We start from the raw sequence: 20,665 nt of genomic DNA, 5'->3' as shown, positions 1-20,665 counted from the left end.
ATCTTTCATGGCAGACACAAAAAATCAACCCGCCAAAAATGTGGAGTCTATTTATCCTCTTTCCCCCATGCAGGAAGGGATGCTCTTTCATAGTCTTTATACTCCTGATTCAGGGATTTATTGTAGTCAAACTCTAATTACTCTGGAGGGAGAAATTAACCTTACAGTTTTTAGGCAAGCGTGGGAAAAAGTTGTAGAGCGTCACTCGGTATTAAGGACTCTATTTCTCTGGGAAAAACGGGAAAAACCTCTGCAAATTGTGCGAAAAAAGGTTGATTTGCCTTGGGATTATCAGGATTGGCGCAATCTTTCCCCCACAGAGCAACAACAACGTTTAGATTTATTGTTACAAACAGAGCGTCAACAAGGGTTTGAATTCAAAGTTGCTCCTTTAATGCGCTGCTTGATGATTCAACTATCGGACCAAACTTATAAATTCCTCTGCAATCATCATCATATTATTCTGGATGGTTGGAGTATGCCTATTATTTATCAAGAAGTTTTAGGGTTTTATGAGGCAGGTATTCAAGGGAAAAGTTATCATCTTCCTTTGCCGCGTCCTTATCAAGATTATATTGTTTGGTTACAGGAGCAAAACCCATCTATTGCTGAGAGTTTTTGGCAGCGAACTCTTGAAGGGTTTATGACTCCCACCCCCCTGAGGGTGGACAGACTCCAGTTAATGAAATCTGAAGGTAAGCCGACTTATAAAGAGTATAACTGTCATTTATCGGCTTCTCACTCCAAAGACCTGCAATCTTTGGCGCAAAAGCATAATCTGACCTTATCTACTCTAGTACAGGCCGCTTGGGCGATTCTTCTCAGTCGCTATAGTGGGGAGTCAGAAGTTTTATTTGGGGTTACGGTTTCTGGTCGCCCCCATGATTTATCAGGGGTAGAACATAGGGTAGGATTATTTATTAATACATTGCCGCTGCGAGTCTCCATCAGAGAATCAGATTTATTGCTATCTTGGTTACAGGAATTACAGCAAAAGCAAGCAGAAATTCAGGATTATGCTTATGTTTCTCTGGCTGAAATACAGAGATTAAGTGATATTCCACCGGGGGTTCCCCTGTTTGAGAGTTTGGTCGTTTTTGAGAATTATCCTAGAGAAGCGTTATCGAGAGATTCTCGTCAATCCTTAAGGGTTAAGGATGTGGAGAATTTTGAGGAAACTAATTATCCTTTGACGGTGGTTGCTATTCCTAAACAGGAGTTACTGATTCAGTTAATCTATGATACTAGCCGTTTTACTCAGGATACGATTGAACGGATGGCAGCACATTTACAGACTATTTTAACAGGGATTGTTACTGATACTCGGCAACGGGTAACACAATTACCTATATTGACAACCCAAGAGCAACATCAGTTATTAGTAGAGTGGAACAATACCGAGGCAGATTATCCTTTAGATAAGTCTTTACATCAATTATTTGAAGAACAAGCTGCACAGAATCCGCAGGGAATAGCGGTTATTTTTGAAGGACAAAAATTAACCTATCAACAGTTAAATAACCGGGGCAATCAGTTAGCTCACTGTTTACGAGATAAGGGTGTAGGTCCAGAAAGTTTGGTCGGGATTTTTATGGAGCGTTCCCTAGAGATGGTCATCGGTTTATTAGGGATATTAAAAGCTGGGGGAGCTTATGTACCTTTAGATGCAGATTATCCTACCGAGCGCTTGGGGGATATCCTCTCAGATTCGGGGGTTTCTTTGGTGTTAACTCAGGAATCTTTAGGAGATTTTCTTCCCCAAACTGGTGCCGAATCACTGTGTTTAGATAGGGATTGGGAAAAGATAGCTACCTATAGTCCAGAAAATCCCTTCAATCTAACGACTCCTGAGAATTTAGCCTATGTTATTTATACATCAGGTTCAACGGGAAAACCCAAAGGAGTATTAATTAGCCATCGGGGGTTAATGAATTTAATTTGTTGGCATCAAGACGCTTTTGAAATTACGCCTTTAGACAAAATTACTCAACTAGCAAGAAGTGCTTTTGACGCTGCGGTTTGGGAGTTATGGCCCTGTTTAACAGCAGGTGCGAGTCTTGTCTTAGTTAAACCTGAAATCATGCAATCTCCCCCGGACTTGCGAGACTGGTTAATTGCCCAAGAAATCACCGTCAGCTTTTTACCAACTCCCCTAGTTGAGAAGATTTTATCTTTAAAATGGGATGAAAATATAGCCCTCAGAATTATCTTAACGGGTGGGGATAAACTCCATCATTACCCTTCAGTATCAATGCCTTTTAAGCTGATTAATAATTATGGTCCAACAGAGAATACAGTAGTAACCACTTCAGGATTAGTTCCCGATTATGAGGAAGGAAACTCCTCATCCCCGTCTATTGGTAAGCCAATTTCTAACACAAAAATTTATATTTTAGATCAGAATTTACAACCGCTTCCGATTGGGGTTCCTGGAGAGTTACATATTAGCAGTGTCGGGTTAGCGCGGGGTTATCTCAATCGTCTGGAATTAACTCAAGAAAAATTTATTTCTAACCCTTTTAATTCGGGTATTTTATATAAAACGGGGGATTTAGTTCGCTATCTTCCAGAGGGCAATATTGAATTTTTAGGGCGCATTGATAATCAGGTGAAGCTGAGAGGATTACGGATTGAATTAGGAGAAATAGAAGCAGTTTTAGAGACACATTCTGAAGTGGAAAAAGCCGTAGTTATTTTGCGAGAAGATACCTCAGAAAATCAACGGTTAGTCGCTTATATAGTCAGGAAATACCCCTCATTAGGTATCGGAGAATTGCGCCGTTTCTTACAGCAGCAACTGCCCGCTTATATGGTGCCTTCTGCCTTTGTCATCTTGTCGGATTTTCCCTTAAATAACAATGGCAAGATAGACAGGAAAAAATTACCTATCCCCGATGAGACATCAATTATTGAATCTGCTTATATAGCCCCAAGAAATGAAAAAGAAAGCCTCTTAGCTCAGATTTGGCAAGATGTTCTTCAGGTATCCAAAATAGGGGTTAGTGACAACTTCTTTGAGTTAGGAGGACATAGCTTAAAAGCTATTTCTCTAGTGAGTAAAATTCAGGAAAAGTTAGGGCAATCTTTGCCCATTAAACAAGTATTCGCCCATCCTACCATTGCTGAACAAGCAGCATTATTAAGCACTGTTACCCCTCTGACGGTAGCCACTATTCCCCTTGTCTCTGCACAAGAAACCTACGAAACATCCCATGCTCAGAGACGTTTCTATGTCTTGCAACAGATGGATCTCAATAATGTAGCTTATCATATTGTTTCCACTCTCAAAATAGCAGGAGATTTTAGCCCCGATGTCTTTGAAAAAGCCATACAATTATTGATTTCCCGTCATGAATCCCTGCGGACATCTTTCATTTTAATTAACGGAGAACCACAACAGAAAATCTTGCAAAATCGTCCTTTTGATTGGGAATTTAAAGACTGGACAAATAAACCTGATGAAGAAATCCTAGAAACGATTGCAAAAGAGAGAAAACCGTTTGACTTAGAGAAAAGTCCCCTGGTGCGCTCTAAGATTTATAAACTATCTCCGAATGAATATATTTTAGAGTTAGAAATTCATCATATTATCTGTGATGGTTGGTCAATGAGTTTGTTAGCTAAAGAATGCTTACAATACTACTCTGATTTAGCCAAAGGATTACAGCCTAGTATAGAGCCATTGCCGATACAATATAAAGATTATGCAGGATGGCAAAATAATCTTTTAAGAAGCGAAAATAATTCAAAAAACCTAGATTACTGGCGGCAAAAACTGGACAATGGACAACTGACCAGAGTTCACTTACCGACAGACTTTAAACGTCCCCAAATAAAGACGTTTAAGGGTTCTCATTTAAGCTGGACATTTGACCGAGAAACGATTTCTAAATTAAGAAAAATTTGTCAAGAAAACGAAATCACCCTATTCATGGCATTGGTAGCGGCTGTCAAAATATTACTGTATCGCTACAGTGGTCAACATGATATTACTATTGGTACAGAAATCGCTACCAGAAACCATCCTCAACTGCAATCTCTAATCGGTTTATTTCTCAATACCTTAGTTATTCGTGACCAAATTGAACCCGAAAAAGGCTACAAAAATCTACTCGCAAAGGTTCGTCAAACCGTTACCGAAGCCTTAGAACATTCCGATTATCCCTTTGATATTTTAGTAGAAAAATTAGCTGTTTCTAGAGAAATTAACCGCACTCCCTTGTTTGATATATTAGTCCTTCTGCAAAATTTTGATCAACCTGTAGGCTTGGAAAATATACAAATAAAATCTCTAGATTCCCTGACCCCGACCAGTAAGTTTGATCTATCTTTTGTGTTTAGTGAAGATCAGGAAAAACTCAGATTAGAGCTAATTTATAACACCGACTTATTCCAAGAGGAGAGGATGAAAAAATGTCTCATTCACTTCGATAAACTCTTGAATGAAATGCTATCTAACCCCGCCCAACCCGTCAAAGACATTTCTTTGTTATCGGCAGCAGAAACCGCTTTTATTGCCAATTTTATCAATCCTATTCCTCGCTTAGAAACCCGTACTATTATCCACGATTTTATTGACCAAGTTGAAGCCACACCAGAGAAAACATCGATAATTTATCCCGGGGGTAAATTTAGCTATCAAGAATTACATGAACTAACTAACTTTTGGGCTTATGCCTTAAAAGAATTAGGCGTGGAAAAAGATAAGGTTTGTGGTGTTCTCCTAGAAGGAGATTATCGTCAGTTAATCGCTATGCTGGCAGTATTTAAAGCCGGAGGAATCTATTTACCTCTACGTTTAGATGAACCCGAGGAGCGCCGGCAACGCATGATGATTAAAACTAGCCCCGAAATTATCTTAGTTGCGGCTGAGAATTTAGAGGGGATTAAACCCCAACTATCCGCATTAGAAAAACCGCCTCATATCTTAGTGGTTAAGGCTCATAAAATTCAGCAATATCATCAGTGGAATGGCATGGATTATCAAGAGTTTCCTTGCCAATTAAGCAAACTGCAACCCCTTCTAGCTATGCCGGATGCTGATGATTCTAATTATATTATGTTTACTTCTGGCTCAACCGGTGAACCTAAAGCAATTTTAGGCAGTCACGGCAGCTTACGTCATTTCATTGATTGGGAAAAACGGGAATTTGGCATTAATGAAAGTTGGCGCTGTTTACAAATTGCTCAAATTAATTTTGATGCTTATTTGAGGGAAACCTGTGTGACTTTATGCTCAGGGGGAACTCTGTATATTCCAGAGAGTACAGAGCGAGAAGACTTAGAGCTTTTATTACTGCGAATAGGAGAATGGGAAATCAATTTACTACACACTGTCCCCTCGGTAATGCGTCTGTTTTTAAAGATAGGGCGTGGTTTAGTTAATGCACATAATCTCCTGAAAAGTTTGCGAATTTTTGTCTTAGGAGGAGAGCCTTTATTTGTGAAAGAACTGGCTGAATGGCATCAAATTTTTGGCTCTCAGACAGAATTTGTGAATATTTATGGGGCAAGTGAAACTACATTTGTTAAGCATTTTTATCGAATTCCTAACCCTAATAATATTCCCTATGAACGGGTTCCGGGTGGTCAAACTTTGCCAGATGCCGCTTATGCAGTGGTTGATGGAAATCGCGCCAGGGCAATAGGAGAAGTAGGAGAAGTGTTCGTTAAATCCCCCTATTTAACCAAAGGTTATTATCAAGATGAAAGCTTAACTCATTCAGTTTTTGTGCCTAATCCTTTGAATGGGGGGAGGGATATAGTTTATCGTACTGGAGACTTAGGCAGACTGCTTCCTGATCTAACTTTAGAAGTAATAGGACGCAGTGACAATCAAATTAAATTAAATGGGGTACGGATTGAATTAGGAGAGATTGAAGATGTCCTCAGTGGGATTGAGGGAGTAGAAAAAGCTTTAGTTATAGCTAATAAAAAGGAGGAATTAGTAACCGTAATTGCTTATTATCAGGCAGAGGATACAGTTCATCAGGAATATATTCGAGGTAAATTAAAGCAACTCTTACCGATTTATATGCAGCCTAGCTTTTTAATGCGGTTAGAAGCTTTTCCCTTGTTACCCAATGGAAAAATTCATCGTCTAGCTTTGCCAAAACCCGAAGAAAATATTACTGACTCAACTAACCAAGTCCCAGATTTTAATCCACAAGAAGCTTTATTAGCTTCCCTTTGGGGTGAGTTATTAGAAGCAGAAGTTAGTAACAGTAATCAGTCATTTTTTGAACTAGGAGGAAACAGTCTAAAGGCGATGCGCTTAGTGTCACAAATCCGTAATCAATTTGGAGTTTCTCTCCGATTACGGGAAATTTTTACCCATAATACTTTAAAAGAACAAGCTGTATTAATTCAATCCCGACAAAAACGATGATCAACTTACCACAATCTGACTCAATTAACCCACTGGAAAAACAAAAATATTACCAAGTCTCTCACGGTCAAAGAAGGCTTTGGATTTTGCAGCATATCAGCGAATCTTCTAGTGCTTATAATATTAGGCTTGCCATGAGAATTAATGGCAATTTAGATGTTTCTATATTAACAGCAGCCTTTCAAGAACTGGTGAACCGTCATGAAATTCTCAGAACCACTTTTACCAGTGTTGGGGGCAATATTAAGCAAGTTATTCATGAGCAAATTACCACAGAACAGTTAATCATTTTTAAAGATTTAAGAGGAGAAAAAGATGCTGAACTCTTGGCAGATGATTTAATTCAAGAGTCGGCAAATTTACCTTTTAGTTTAGAAAAGCTGCCCCTTATTCGAGTCTTATTGGTGCAGATTAATTCAGAAGAATTTATCTTTGGTTTGACTGTCCATCATATTATTGGAGATGCACAATCACTTGATATTATCTTTCAAGAGTTCTTTATATTATACTCTGCTTATACTCAACAAAAAAAAGCTGAATTACCCCCTCTTACCCTACAGTATAAAGATTATGCGGCCTGGCAAAATCAGTGGTTAGAAAGTGAAGAAGTTAGAGAACAACATGAGTATTGGTGTGAGGTTTTTGCCGAACATCCCCCTATCTTAAACTTACCGATAGACTTCCCTCGACCTCAAGTAAAATCTTCTCAAGCAGCTTCCTACACTTATCAATTTAGTGAGAGTCTTAGCCAACAATTACAAACCTTTGCCACTCAAAATAATACGACTCTATTTATTACCCTACTGACCTTCTTTAAAATATTACTCTACCGCCACACCGGCCAGCGTGATTTAGTAGTTGGTATCCCTATTTCAGCACGAAATCATCCTGATTTAGAAAACCAGATCGGGTTTTATGTTAACACCTTGGCTTTGAGATCTTTATTACCAGAGGGAGTAACTTTTAAGCAAGTCTTAGGGGAAGTAACTAACACCTGTCTTGATGCCTATGAATATCGTGATTATCCTTTTGATAAATTAGTATCCGCTCTCAATTTAGAACGTGATTTGTCCAGAAATCCCTTATTTGATGTCATGTTTTCTCTACTGAGTAAAGAAAGCAAAACTGTCTTAAAAATTCCTGGTTTGGAACATCAACCTTATCCCTTAAAACCACGGATGGCTCAATTTGATATGACTTGGAGCTTCTTTGAAGATAGTCATAATCTTACATTAGCTATTGAATATGAGCCGGATTTATTTTTGCCTGAAACTATCGCCAGAATGAGCGGTCACTTTTTACAAATTATTGAAAGTGTAATTCAGAATCCCGATTGTAAATTATCTGAGATTAATTTATTAACTCCTGAAGAACGGCATCAATTACTAATAGAGTGGAATCAAACCGAAGTCGCTTATCCTCAACAGTGTCTGCACCATTTATTTGAAGAAAAAGTTAGAGATAATCCCGAGGCAATAGCTCTTATTTTTGAGGGCGAAAAATTGACCTATCGAGAGTTAAATAATCGAGCTAATCAAGTCGGTCACTATTTACAAGAAAAAGGCGTAACTTCAGAAGTTTTAGTGGGGATTTTTATTGAGCGTTCTTTTGAAATGATCATCGGAATATTGGGAATTATGAAAGCTGGGGGAGCTTATGTTCCTTTGGATCCTAATTATCCCCCTGAGCGCTTGGATTATATGATATCTGATTCTGCTATCTCTCTGTTGTTAACTCAACAATCTTTAGTCCAATTTCTGCCCGAAAATCAAGCCGAAATACTGTGTTTAGATACAGATTGGTCAAGGATAGCTAATTATAGTCAAGAGAATTTGACCTCTCCAGTTACCCCAGAAAATTTAGCTTATGTTATATACACTTCGGGTTCAACGGGAAAACCTAAAGGCGTGATGAATATTCATAAAGGAATTTGTAATACTCTAAAATATACTATTGATCATTATAATCTTACCTCTGAAGATCGCGTTCTCCAAATTACTCCCTTTAGTTTTGATGTTTCAGTTTGGGAAGTTTTCTCATCTTTAACATCTGGTGCTACCCTAGTCGTGGCTAAACCTGACGGGTATAAAGATATAGATTATTTAATAGATTTAATTGTGCAAGAACAAGTAACTTATTTCACTTGTGTTCCCTCAATATTGCGAGTTTTTCTGCAACATCCCAAGAGCAAAGATTGCCACTGTTTAAAACGAGTAATTGCCGGGGGAGAAGCCTTATCTTATGAACTCAATCAACGATTTTTTCAGCAGTTAAACTGTGAATTATATAACGCTTATGGACCAACAGAAGCCGCCGTTGATGCTACTGTCTGGTGCTGTCAGCCAAATTCCCAAATTTCTATTGGAACTCCCATTGCTAATGCCCAAGTTTATATCCTCGACAGTTATCTCCAACCGGTTCCTATTGGTGTTGCTGGAGAATTACATATTGGTGGACTGGGTTTAGCGCGTGGATACCTCAACCAACCTGAATTAACGGCTGAAAAATTTATTCCTCATCCTTTTGCTCAGGGGAAATTATATAAAACTGGGGATTTAGCTCGCTATCTTCCTGATGGAAACATTGAATATTTAGGACGGATTGATAATCAAGTTAAGCTGAGAGGTTTACGCATTGAATTAGGAGAAATTCAGACAGTTTTAGAAACTCATCCCAACGTTGAACAAACTGTTGTGATTATGCGGGAAGATAGCTTATATAATCAACGGTTAGTTGCTTATGTAATCAGAAAAGATACTTTATTAACTTCCCAGGATTTGCGTCGTTTCTTACAGCAGAAATTACCAATTTACATGATCCCTTCTGCCTTTGTGATGTTGTCAGATTTTCCCTTAAATCCTAATGGGAAAATAGACGTTCATAAATTGCCTATACCGGATGAGACTTCTTTAGTTGAATCATCCTATTTAGCCCCCCGCAATCAAACAGAAACTATCTTAGTAACCCTTTGGCAACAACTTCTACAAGCTGGCAAGATAGGGGTTAATGATAACTTCTTTGAGTTGGGGGGTCATTCCTTACAAGCTATGAATCTTATGGCTTTAATTTATGAAAAAATGGCCATAGAAATTCCTTTATCAATGATTTATGAAAAGCCAACAGTAGCCGAATTAAGCGATTATATTATTTATGCTCAGGAGATGAATATTCAACCGAAAGAACGTCCTTATGTGGTGTTTAATAAGGAGCAAGAAAAGGCCGTCTTTTTATTTCCCCCCGCCCTTGGTTTCGCTGCTGCTTATGCCAATTTAGCGGAGTATATAACGGATTATGCTATTTATACTTTTCGCTACATTAGCGATGAATTAATGTTAGAAAAATACGCTGAATTAATTGAGGATTTGGCTCAGAATCAAGATATAAAATTAATGGGACATTCCGCTGGCGGATTTTTAGCGATGTTAATGGCGCAACAATTAGAAAGTCGAGGGAGAGTTGTTTCTGATGTCATTTTACTGGATACTTACAGAGGAGGACGTGAGGCTAAAAAAGCTGATATGTCAGAGATTCAAGAAGGGGTTGATGCTTTCTTATTAAATCCCAAACGTCAGGAATTAAGAGGTTACTTTTTAGAGAATCAAAAACTCCGCAATCGCACTTATAATCAAGTGTGGGAATACTTTAATTTTCTTTGGAATTCTGACTTAAAAAATGTACAAATTCAAGGGACTATTCATTTGATTCGTGCTGAGGGAAACTATGAAGCTCAAGATGATTGGACACAAGCAACAAAAGGAGAAAGAATCAATCATTATGCCACTGGTATTCATCGTGAAATGATTGATCCTCCTTATCTTCCAAAAAACGCTCTGATTATTAATAGTATTCTCAACCCAAAACAGTCGTAACCGTTTAGGTGGCGGACGAAATCTGGCAATCTGAGAGACATAGATGAGCAGTACCTAGGGTCTGCTGAAAAAGTTTTTTCAGTAAACCCTAATTAATACCAATTATCTGTCGACCGGAAAATTGAGGCATCGGGGAACATAGTTGGATTACCACTTGCGTCGATTTTTTGCCGTAATTCTCGCAATTGTTTATTGCCGATGAGAAAATCACTTTCTACTAATTGATAGGGCAGTACATTATTATCTAAAGCATACACTGCCGTGATGCCAGCAGCTACCCCAGAGGACCACTCGAAGGAATGGACACGATAGGCGGCCGCAGCAATATGACTAAGAGCGATACTTTTACCCGCTATCAGTAAATTATCGATTTTTTGGGGAATTATAGCCCTTAAAGGTATCTCGAAGGGGTAAGCTTGGCCCTGTCCCTGTCTTTCTCCTGCTTTTTCTGTATTACCCGGTTTTTCGGGGGGATGTTCCGTCATGCAGGGATGAAAATCAATCGCATAGTGACCGATACCGACGGAATCGGGGTAAATAGTCGAGCGCTTGCGTTTAAGGGCCTGATCGGGGGATAATGTGCCATCAAGTACGGAAAATCCCTCTAATCCTGCCAAGGTGGCAATTAAGCGCCGATATTCTGCCGGGGAAAGATTTTGACGATAGAAATCGCTTTGAAAATTTTGTCGGGAAATATCGATTTCTGTGACGGTAAAACCAGCGGGGAAAGTCAGGGAAGGACGACCGATAATCCGTCTTGCTTCCCGAATATAGGGATATTTTGACAAACCGTGGGCAGTTCCCATGGGAGAATCAAAACCAGACAGATAACGGTTATTCAAATGGGGAACTTTTACCCCGTCTCCTAACTGGGAATCGGTGGTTCCTTCTACTAACCAATAATAGTAGGAAATGGCGTGTTCTTCGCCCCTCGCGAGGGTTTCGGTGCGTAATCCTCCCATCCATCCACCGGGAGATAACTGTCCTAACTCTTGCAACTGTTCGCGGGTGTAGATAAAGTTATCCTTTGCAGTCCCCGGACGATAATCATTTCCCCAGGTCCAATTCTGCATGGAGATATCCCCCGGGACGGGTTCGGTAAAAGTAATTCCCCCAAAGGTTTTCTCTTTACCCAGTTGTGGACTCCAAATACGACGATAGGTGAAAACTAGGTCAAAATCGGCTAATCGCGGCAATTCATAGCTAAAATAGGGGGCATAGCGTTCGTAATAAACGGGTTTCTCGTGGGTTTGTGGTTTTTCTGTTTCCTCCATGGCGAAGGTATAGGTAAAGCCTTGGGTACAGTAGGGGTCGCCAGTGACGCTAGAGGAAGAAGGTTCGAGATAACTGCGCTTATCGACCCCTAAACGGTAGGGAATATCTGATAATCCGATGATTTCTCCGGTTTCGGTCGCTTCAATCACATACCAATCTGCTAATTGATTCGGTTGGGAGGATTTGGAGACAAAACGGAGGATTTTTTTATCAAAACGGGGAGAATTTTCGTAGCGATAGATATCCTCCATTTTTTGCGATAAAAACTCGGTATTTAGGGGAGGAGTACCTTTTGCGGGACTATGTTGAATAGCAATTACACTGGTAATCTGTTGACCGGTGCCGCGATTGGGTAAAGTTTCAATATTTAATTCCTTGACTACCGTGGAGGGAAACCATTTCAGGGTTCCTTTACCTTTTTTGGCAGCGTCTTCTAACTGTTGAAATAATAATTTATGTCCGTCAAAAGGGAAAAAACAAGACCCACTTACCCAACATTCCCCGGGGTTTTGTTTGCCGTAATGCTTTCTAATTCTTTCCCTAAATTCTAGATAACCTTTCGGGAAAAATAATTTTTCTCTTTGTGTGCGTCTTTCATCTAATGCGGAGGTTCCCTGAGAAGATATCTGTCCCCCCACCCAGTCGGTAATCTCGGTTAAACAGACGGTTTTTCCTAATAATAAAGCTTCGTAGGCTGCACCAGCACCGGCTAAACCACCACCCACCACCAGAATATCACAGCCGACGCTTTGATCTGGTTCTCGCGGGGGGGACGCTAGGGTAAGGGGAGTGAAAGCTTGTAGGAGAAATAATCCCAGAGAGAGGGATTTAAGAGGAGTAAAGTGATGATTGAAAATTTTAGGGGACATTATTGACAAATATCAATGTTATGGCTGAGAGTTTCTTCTTTCTTTGAAGAAGTAGCTAGAGCATCTGTTCCTGAAATCCTGATGTTTTTTTTGGGGGATATTGAGAACTTTGTAGCTTGATACTGGCTTTCAAGAGATTATACACCTCCAAGCTGACAATCGATCGCTTTTCTGGAAATGTCTTGACAAAATAGAGATAGCCTGATTCGGTGTCATTCCCTTTGTTATTCCCTGTAATCCTTCCTAGGTTAAATGCAAAACAAACCTGGGTAAGACATCTTCCCCAGATAAAGTAGCAGGTAAATTAATAATTTCCACATCGCTATTTAGTCGGTAGATTTCCACCTGCTGCTGTTGAGGATTAATCAACCAACCCAAACGTAAACCACTGGCTAAATATTCGCGCATCTTTTCGCGTAAAGAGGTTAAGGAATCAGTACGAGAACGTAATTCAATCACAAAATCTGGGCATAAAGGCGGGAACTTTTCTCGCTCTTCTGCGCTCAAAGCTTCCCATCTCTCCCGTTTTATCCAAGCAACATCAGGAGAACGATATCCTCCCTTTGGTAAACGAAAAATTGTCGAAGAACTAAACACCTCACCAAGTTGAGTTTGCTCGTTCCATACCCCCACTTTAACAATCAAATTAGCTTCTTGTTTACCAGTATTTCCCCCCACGGGAGGCATAATTAATAATTCTCCTTTTTGATTACGTTCTAAATTCCATGTTTGATTAGCCTGACAGAGATGATAAAATTGTTCATCAGTCAAATTAACTGTCTCTAGATTTAACACTACAGTTTCCATAATCGCTTCTCCTTCTTGCTGCTTTATACACTATAACTCATAGCAGTTATCTTAATCGTGAGGTAGGCAGTCTCTGGTTTTAGAGAACGCCAGAACTGCTGTATCACTTATCAGTTCAGAGAAAAATATGTGTAATTAATTCTGTCTGGGTACTCAATCCTTCCTAGGTTAAATTCAAAACAAACCCGGGTAAGACATCTTCCCCAGATAAGGTAGCAGGTAAATTAATAATTTCCCCATCACCATTTAGTCGGTAGATTTCCACCTGCTGCTGTTGAGGATTAATCAACCAACCTAAACGTAAACCACTGGCTAAATATTCGCGCATCTTGTCCTGTAAAGAGATTAAGGAATCAGTACGAGAACGTAATTCAATCACAAAATCGGGACATAAAGGTGGGAACTTTTCTCGCTCTTCTGCGCTCAAAGCTTCCCATCTTTCCCGTTTTATCCAAGCAACATCAGGAGAACGATATCCTCCCTTTGGTAAACGAAAAATTGTCGAAGAACTAAAGACTTTACCAGAATTACTTTGACGATTCCAAATCGTTACATCAGCAATTAAATCAGCTTCTCGATTACCACTATTTCCACCCACGGGAGGCATAATTAATAATTCTCCTTTTTGATTACGTTCTAAATTCCATGTTTGATTAGCCTGACAGAGATGATAAAATTGTTCATCGGTCAGATTAACTGTCTCTAGATTTAACACTACAGTGTCCATAATAACTTCTCCTTGTTGCTGCTTTATATCATTGATTAATCTCAACCTATTTACCTAATTGACTCTCTAAAAATTCTGGCCAATCGGGATTAGTAGTGTCTAGGGAAATTAGATAGGGTTGTTCCCTTTCATTAAAAGGTTCTGTTTTCTCAATTTGGGCATTTAAAACCTCGATAGTAGCATCAGAAATATCGCCTTTTCTAGCGGCAATCCGTTGTTTTAAAACTTCTATAGGTGCGTGACAATGGACAATATGAAAAGGAATCTGTAAATTTTGGGCATAGGTTAATAAGGGTTCTCGCCAAGCATATTTATCGTAGCGTGCATCGAGAATAACCGGATAACCTAAAGCTATTAAAATTCGGGCTAATTCCGCCAGTCTAGCGAAGGTTTTTTGACTCATTTCGAGACTATATATGTCTAGACTTCCTGTTTGATTTAAGTCAATTCCAGCCAAATGTTTGCGAACTGCATCGGAACGAATCTGAATAGCATTAAGATTTTTAGCAATTACTTTCCCTATGGTACTTTTACCCGATGCAGAAAATCCCGACATCAGAATTAATCTCGGTTTCTGCGGTTGGGTGTACTGCCAAGCTAATTGATAATAATCCTGTGCATTGGCTTTAATTTTCTCGGAAAAACTGTCACCATCAAGCAAAAAACTATTGACTTTTGCCCTCACATATGCTTGTCTAGTCAGGTAGAGAGGCAAGACTTTTAAACCCTCCCAGTCGGCGGTTTGTTCTAAATAAGTATTCACCAATAAATTAGCGAAATCTCCTCTCCCCCTAGCGGTTAAATCCATGACTGTAAAAGCAATATCATACATGACATCAACGAAGCGAAAAGATTCATTAAATTCTATGCGATCAAATAATTGTATTTCTCCCTGCCACTGACAGATATTATTTAAATGTAAGTCACCGTGACATTCGCGAATCATCCCTTTTATTTGTCTTTCTTCTAACCAATCTCCGTGTTCTGCGAAGAATTTATCTGTATAAGCTTTCGTTTCATCGTATTGTTTTTGGGTTTGGACAAAATTAATATATTTCTCGGTTTGTTGGTAGTTTTCATCAAAAGCCTGTTTAATAACTTCTAAATTGCCAAATTGAGTAATATAGGAATTAGTCACAGCTTGTCGATGAAATCCTGCCACTTTTTCAGCCAAAGATTTTATAGCTTTTTCCGTTAGTTCTCCCCGTTCAAAAACTTTACTCAGTAAACATTCTTGGGGAAACTGATTCATTTTTAAAATGTATTCGATCGCTTTTCCTTCTCCATTTAAACTTATGCTACCCTGTTGATCATTAATTGACAAAACTTCTAGATAGATATTATCGGCGACTTTTTTATTTAACTCTAGTTCCTGTTCTAGATAATACTTTCTCTTTTCTAAAGTGGAGAAATCTAAAAACTTATAATTAACTGGTTTCTTGACTTTATAGGCATAATCTCCTGTCAAGAAGATAATTGAAGCATGGGTTTGGATAATTTCAACGGGAATTTTGACAGAATGAGGATAAAAGTCAGGATTTTTTAATTCTTCGATTAATCGATTGCTATCCATAGCGAGAACTCCTATCGGTTGCATCTCATTTGTATAAATTTACTAGGTTGGGATTTTTCCGGGAAAACCCTCAGCTAAAATTGGCTGTTATTTCCGATTTTATCACTTAATCTTTGACTCTTGGGGGATTCTACCCCCCAAACGCTGGAAAGCATTAGCTTTGCAAGTGGGATGCTTACAAGGGATTTTTCATACATTTGTACCAGTTTAAGGATGACTGATAATTGCTGATTGTCGGTAAGCTGTTGACTATCTAAATTACTCGTTAAGACCCCCTAAAAGCGGGGTCAGCTTTAAGCCAAGGAATTAGGGGTACAGTTAGTTTGAGATAATTTTGATGCTGACTATTCCTTCTTAAGTTATATTTATAAATATCCCCTCGACAGCTTGAAGATCGAACCTTTATCCAATCTTTACCATCAAAAACCGAGCATTTAGCCATGTTATCGACTATAATCGGCCTAGTACAGAATTTGAACAGGTACAAAGATTTTGGGTTACTCAGGCCTTGAAACCAGAAGATGTGACGCAATTGCCGTTAAGGAACTGTTCCGAATCACACCCAACACTTTATTGAGAAAATAAATTAAGTCAAAGACGAATAAGCCATGACTTTTTGAGGGAGCATATTAACTTATATTTTGTCGAGGTACCGAAAAAATGATTAATGGTTCATCCAATTCCCGTTATCTCCTCATTGTGGAAGATCCTCAAGGGAGAAGAACAATTACCCTAGAAGACATGAAATATTCTCTCGGCCGTAAGTCCGATAATCAAATTGTTCTTCGCTCCAAATACGCGTCTCGTTATCATGCGACTTTAATTAAAAAGAGTATTGATCGCCAAAATTTTTCCTATTGGATTCTTGATGGTGATTTAGAGGGGAATAAAAGTCATAATGGTATTTATGTCAATGGATCTAAATGCTTGGTTCATGAATTAAAAGATGGTGATTTAATTAACTTTGGCTGTGATATAAATGCCAGTTTTCATTTAATAGCCAGTCAAGAAAAAATAGAGCAAGCACCAGTTAAAAGTTCAGGACAGGTACGAGTGGATCTGACGGAAAATGAAGCAAATTATAGCCGGGATAACTTCCACACGAAAAGTACCCTAATTCTCCATCATTCCCCATCCCAGACCATTAGTTTTGATAACAGGACTCAAGAGGAATCTTTCCTAGATCCTCTCACGAATTTGCCTAACCGTTCTCTCTTTAATGAATATCTGTCAAATGCTATTAATAATGCCCAGAAAAGTAATCAACTGCTCGGTCTGTTATTAGTGGATGTAGAGCGGCTAAGAAATGTCAATAATCGACTAGGTTATCGACTGGGAGATAAGCTCTTAAAAATCGTCAGTGAACGGTTAAGAAAAAATTTGAGATCGGGGGATATAGTCGCTCGTTGGGGAGGGGACGAATTTATTATCCTGCTGCCACAAATTAATAATGCTAATGATCTGGAAAAAGTTAGTCAAAGAATTATTAAAACCCTAGAAAATAATTACGAAATCGAAAATCACTCCCTAGCCGTGCGATTAAATTTAGGTTCAGTTATCTGTCCCCCCGTCGGCACAGACAGAAAAATAATTTTACAGAAACTGGAGGAAAATTTAGTAGCGGTCAAGAATAATATCAATAATAACTCCAGGATAGAGTCAGTTAATGTTCACCCTAAAAATACTCGTAGTTCTAAAGTTGAATATTTTCTCTATCAGGCAATCAGAAATAATGAATTAGCTCTTTACTATCAACCGCAAGTTAATATGACTCAGGGACAAGTGGAAGGGTTAGAGGTATTATTGCGCTGGTTACACCCTCAATTCGGATTAATCGCTCCTAATCGTTTCTTACCCTTAATCCAAGAAAGCGAGTTAATCCTTGAGCTTAATCGTTGGGTGCTGAAAAATGCCTGTCAACAAGCACAAATATGGCAGCAGCGAGGATTATTATACACTCCCATCTCGATCAATCTGTCCCCGCACCAATTGCGGGATCCCCAGTTGCTCACCATCCTCAAAGAAGTCTTGACTGAAACCAAAATCGGGACTTTCTTTCTGGAGATGGAAATAACCGAAACAAGTTTACTAGAAAATAGCAGCGAAACTGGTCGAATTCTTGGGGATTTGCAGGAATTGGGTATTGGTATTACCCTTGATGATTTTGGCAGCGGTTACGCGTCGATCGCCTATCTCGGTCAATTTCCCGTGAAAAAACTGAAAATAGAGCAATCTTTAACGAAAAACCTGAGTAATAATCCCCAAGATACCCGTTTTATCTCGTCATTGTTGGCGATAGCGAAAAGTTTTAACTTAATAGTGATCGCCAAGGGAGTAGAAACCCAACAACAATTAGAAATCCTGCAAGAATTAGGTTGCGAGAGAATGCAAGGCAATCGCATCAGTGGCCCTCTAGCAGTGGAGGAAATGACTAAATTTCTCCACATCCACCACAGCCTGTCAGTAATCAGTGATCAGTGATCAGTTACCAGTTATCAGCTCTGGGTTTTTAGTCAGGGGTATTAAGTGAGGAGGATGAAATAGCATTAACAGTGCTGTCCTTTCACTGATCACTGTTTACTGATAACTGATTACTGATAACTGATTTTGGTCACTGATTCCGGTATGATCTGAACAGAGAATCTAGTATCAAATACCTACTCATTCTAGCGTGAGACTCTTGCCGAACCTGTCAGCAGCAGAAATTTGTGGCGGCGGGGTGCTGCTGGATCCAGAGTCTGGTTTAATTACTACTATGGGTTAACAATTAGTCGTGTATTTAGAGGGAAACTATGGCCAATAAGCCAGAGCGCGTGGTTCTAATCGGTGTAGCTGGGGACTCCGGCTGTGGGAAATCTACTTTTTTACGTCGTTTGACCGATTTATTCGGGGCCGAGTTTATGACAGTGATCTGTTTAGATGACTACCATTGCCTCGATCGCAAACAGAGAAAAGAGGTGGGTGTCACCGCACTCAATCCGAAAGCGAATAACTTTGACCTGATGTATGAGCAGATTAAAGCTCTTAAGGGAGGTCAAGCCATTAATAAACCTATTTATAATCATGAAACGGGGATGATCGATCCCCCCGAAATCATCGAACCGAATAAGGTAATCGTGATCGAGGGACTACACCCCTTATATGATGAACGAGTCCGGTCCCTATTAGATTTCAGCGTTTATCTCGATATTAGCGATGAAGTCAAAGTTAACTGGAAAATTCAACGGGATATGGCCGAGCGCGGTCACACCTATGATGATGTGATGGCGGCCATTAATTCTAGAAAACCAGATTTCAGTGCCTATATCGACCCCCAAAGACAGTACGCTGACGTGGTGATTCAAGTGCTGCCCACCAAATTACTTGAAGATCACGAAAGTAAATTACTGCGGGTCCGTTTAATCCAGAAAGAAGGGGTAGAAAACTTTGAACCTGCGTATCTGTTTGATGAAGGTTCCACCATCGATTGGCGGCCCTGTGGTCGTAAATTGACCTGCACTTATCCCGGTATTAAACTCTACTATGGTCCGGATGGCTTCTTGGGAAATGAAGTGTCGATTCTGGAACTAGATGGTCAATTCGATAACCTGGAAGAAATGATCTACATCGAAAGCCATTTGAGCAAAACCGGCACTAAATACTACGGTGAAATGACCGAATTACTGCTCAAACACAAGGATTATCCCGGTTCTACCAATGGTACGGGTTTATTCCAGGTGTTAGTCGGTCTCAAAATGCGTGAAACCTACGAAAAACTAATGGCCGCTGAAGCAAAAGTGGCAGCGTCAGTCTAGTTTCTAGTTTTGACTGAGTCAGCATCCTACCTCGGTAGGATGCTGGTTTTTTAACCCACTAATCCCGATCGCAGGGCCAGCACTGCCGCTTGAGTGCGATCATCGACCGAGAGTTTATTTAAGATATTGCGGACATGGGTTTTCACCGTGCCGATGGTGATATAGAGTCGGCCGGCAATCTGAGCATTACTACAACCCGCGACAATCAGAGCTAGAATTTCTAGCTCTCGTTCCGTTAGGGGCGCATTTTCCAATAATTGACGACATTCCCGGTCAACGCCGTGAATTGCCACTGTTTTCGCCCCGGCAGCCCCACCCACGGGAACTTTTTGGCGCACTTGTTGCAGGACAATATTGGCGATCGCAGGGTCAAGACAATGATTGCCTTCGTGGGTGGAATAAATCGCCTCGATTAACTTATCAATGCTATAGCGGTGTGCAGTCGTATGAGGTACAGTGTCACGAGCTATAAACCATGCTAGGCAAGGCTTGGTCTGTATCTCACTCAAGCGCTTACCGCTATAATATCCTTCATACAGTAGGAATCAGCCCCAGCACTAAAAGCCGCTAAAACCAGTTCTGGGGTTTTGTGCATGGTTAGCATGAGGATTTTCGTGGCCAGGGGGTCCTCGCCCCGATTTTGTTGGCAGCGTCGCACTAACTCGATCCCATCGATCGTGGGTAAACCTATATCGATGATCGCCACATCGGGTTTAGTCTCCTCTAGCAGTTTCAGTCCCTGTAATCCACTGATCGCTTCTCCCACCACTTGAATACCCTCCCGATGCTGGAGGGCCGCCACTAACCCCATGCGGGTTAGATCGTGATCTTCTATAAGGATAACCCGCACTTTATCCATATTTTTTCTCCTGCGTTACCGAATCAGGGGATGATTTGATAATTTCAGATTTTGGATTATTAGAGCCGCCCCCAAACATTGACTTCACTCCGTTCTCCCTTTCTTGAATTCCACTTTCTTATCTTCATTCGGCAATCCCCTTTTTCCGGTTGATTTTATTTCTACTTACTAAAAGTAGTGCTTGCCAAGATACTTGACTCCCCCTCAAATCTACCCAAATCTACACTTTACTGTTCGGAGCTTGGTCTTGAATCTTCTGTTATAACATCGTTTAAATCTCGATTGTGTAAAGATTTAACAAGAATAAATCTTTGATCTGCTTGAATTTTATTTAATATAATCAGAATCTGGTTTAATGATTTTTGGCTCTTCGTTACTTGTTATGGTTCGATAGGGGGGCATAAATCGACTAAATCCTTATCTGGCAAGAGACTTAATTGATTAGTTCGCTCTAGATAAAAAACAATTGACAAAAATCGCTAAATGCCTTTCTCTATAAGGGTT

General features: G+C 39.8%; 8 protein-coding genes and 1 pseudogene. 4 read left to right on the top strand and 5 right to left on the bottom strand.

Annotated features, from left to right (window positions below):
* The first annotated feature begins 7 nt into the window (after positions 1–7).
* Both IM509_RS09370 and IM509_RS09365 read left to right on the top strand, forming a co-directional pair.
* Entirely contained in the window at positions 8–6,388 is a 6,381-nt protein-coding gene (locus IM509_RS09370; protein WP_185237538.1) for a non-ribosomal peptide synthetase, read from the top strand.
* Positions 6,385–10,257 carry a non-ribosomal peptide synthetase gene (locus tag IM509_RS09365; RefSeq protein ID WP_185237537.1) on the top strand — a complete coding sequence of 1,291 codons (3,873 nt, stop codon included), beginning with the start codon at positions 6,385–6,387 and terminating at the stop codon, positions 10,255–10,257. Before IM509_RS09370 ends, IM509_RS09365 begins: the two co-directional genes overlap by 4 nt.
* A 92-nt stretch (positions 10,258–10,349) precedes the next feature.
* Here IM509_RS09365 and IM509_RS09360 read toward each other — a convergent pair whose 3' ends face one another.
* The 4 genes from IM509_RS09360 to IM509_RS09345 all read right to left on the bottom strand — a co-directional run bounded on the left by IM509_RS09360 (position 10,350) and on the right by IM509_RS09345 (position 15,508).
* A complete protein-coding gene (locus IM509_RS09360) occupies positions 10,350–12,401 on the bottom strand; it encodes an FAD-dependent oxidoreductase (protein WP_185237536.1) in 2,052 nt (683 codons plus the stop codon).
* Positions 12,402–12,644: 243 nt separating this feature from the next.
* A complete protein-coding gene (locus tag IM509_RS09355; RefSeq protein ID WP_185237535.1) occupies positions 12,645–13,208 on the bottom strand; it encodes a Uma2 family endonuclease in 564 nt (187 codons plus the stop codon).
* A gap of 163 nt (positions 13,209–13,371) precedes the next feature.
* Positions 13,372–13,935 (bottom strand): Uma2 family endonuclease, encoded by a 564-nt coding sequence (locus tag IM509_RS09350; RefSeq protein WP_272079411.1) that lies wholly within the window; start codon positions 13,933–13,935, stop codon positions 13,372–13,374.
* 46 nt (positions 13,936–13,981) lie between these two features.
* Positions 13,982–15,508: a bifunctional aminoglycoside phosphotransferase/ATP-binding protein gene (locus IM509_RS09345; protein WP_052278557.1), complete on the bottom strand. Its 1,527-nt coding sequence runs from the start codon at positions 15,506–15,508 to the stop codon at positions 13,982–13,984.
* A gap of 660 nt (positions 15,509–16,168) precedes the next feature.
* Between IM509_RS09345 and IM509_RS09340 the strand changes: the two genes are divergently transcribed.
* The gene (locus tag IM509_RS09340; RefSeq protein WP_052277914.1) at positions 16,169–17,989 is read left to right on the top strand and encodes an EAL domain-containing protein; all 1,821 of its coding nucleotides are present in this window, start codon (positions 16,169–16,171) and stop codon (positions 17,987–17,989) included.
* A gap of 311 nt (positions 17,990–18,300) precedes the next feature.
* On the top strand, positions 18,301–19,302 hold the full coding sequence (locus tag IM509_RS09335) for a phosphoribulokinase (protein WP_002740086.1): 1,002 nt from the start codon (positions 18,301–18,303) through the stop codon (positions 19,300–19,302).
* Between the two features lie 50 nt (positions 19,303–19,352).
* On the opposite strand, the pseudogene IM509_RS09330 reads toward IM509_RS09335, so the two are convergent.
* Positions 19,353–20,161: pseudogene (locus tag IM509_RS09330) on the bottom strand (response regulator).
* Positions 20,162–20,665: the final 504 nt, after the last annotated feature.

Source organism: Microcystis sp. M31BS1, assembly GCF_020245285.1.
GTDB lineage: Bacteria > Cyanobacteriota > Cyanobacteriia > Cyanobacteriales > Microcystaceae > Microcystis > Microcystis panniformis.
This window is presented reverse-complemented; position numbering and strand designations above follow the sequence as displayed.

Excerpts from the sequence above, each read along its gene's own strand:
- IM509_RS09370 (WP_185237538.1), top strand. The coding sequence starts at position 8 with ATGGCAGACACAAAAAATCAACCCGCCAAAAATGTGGAGTCTATTTAT.
- IM509_RS09365 (WP_185237537.1), top strand. The coding sequence starts at position 6,385 with ATGATCAACTTACCACAATCTGACTCAATTAACCCACTGGAAAAACAA.
- IM509_RS09360 (WP_185237536.1), bottom strand. The coding sequence starts at position 12,401 with ATGTCCCCTAAAATTTTCAATCATCACTTTACTCCTCTTAAATCCCTC.
- IM509_RS09355 (WP_185237535.1), bottom strand. The coding sequence starts at position 13,208 with ATGGAAACTGTAGTGTTAAATCTAGAGACAGTTAATTTGACTGATGAA.
- IM509_RS09350 (WP_272079411.1), bottom strand. The coding sequence starts at position 13,935 with ATGGACACTGTAGTGTTAAATCTAGAGACAGTTAATCTGACCGATGAA.
- IM509_RS09345 (WP_052278557.1), bottom strand. The coding sequence starts at position 15,508 with ATGGATAGCAATCGATTAATCGAAGAATTAAAAAATCCTGACTTTTAT.
- IM509_RS09340 (WP_052277914.1), top strand. The coding sequence starts at position 16,169 with ATGATTAATGGTTCATCCAATTCCCGTTATCTCCTCATTGTGGAAGAT.
- IM509_RS09335 (WP_002740086.1), top strand. The coding sequence starts at position 18,301 with ATGGCCAATAAGCCAGAGCGCGTGGTTCTAATCGGTGTAGCTGGGGAC.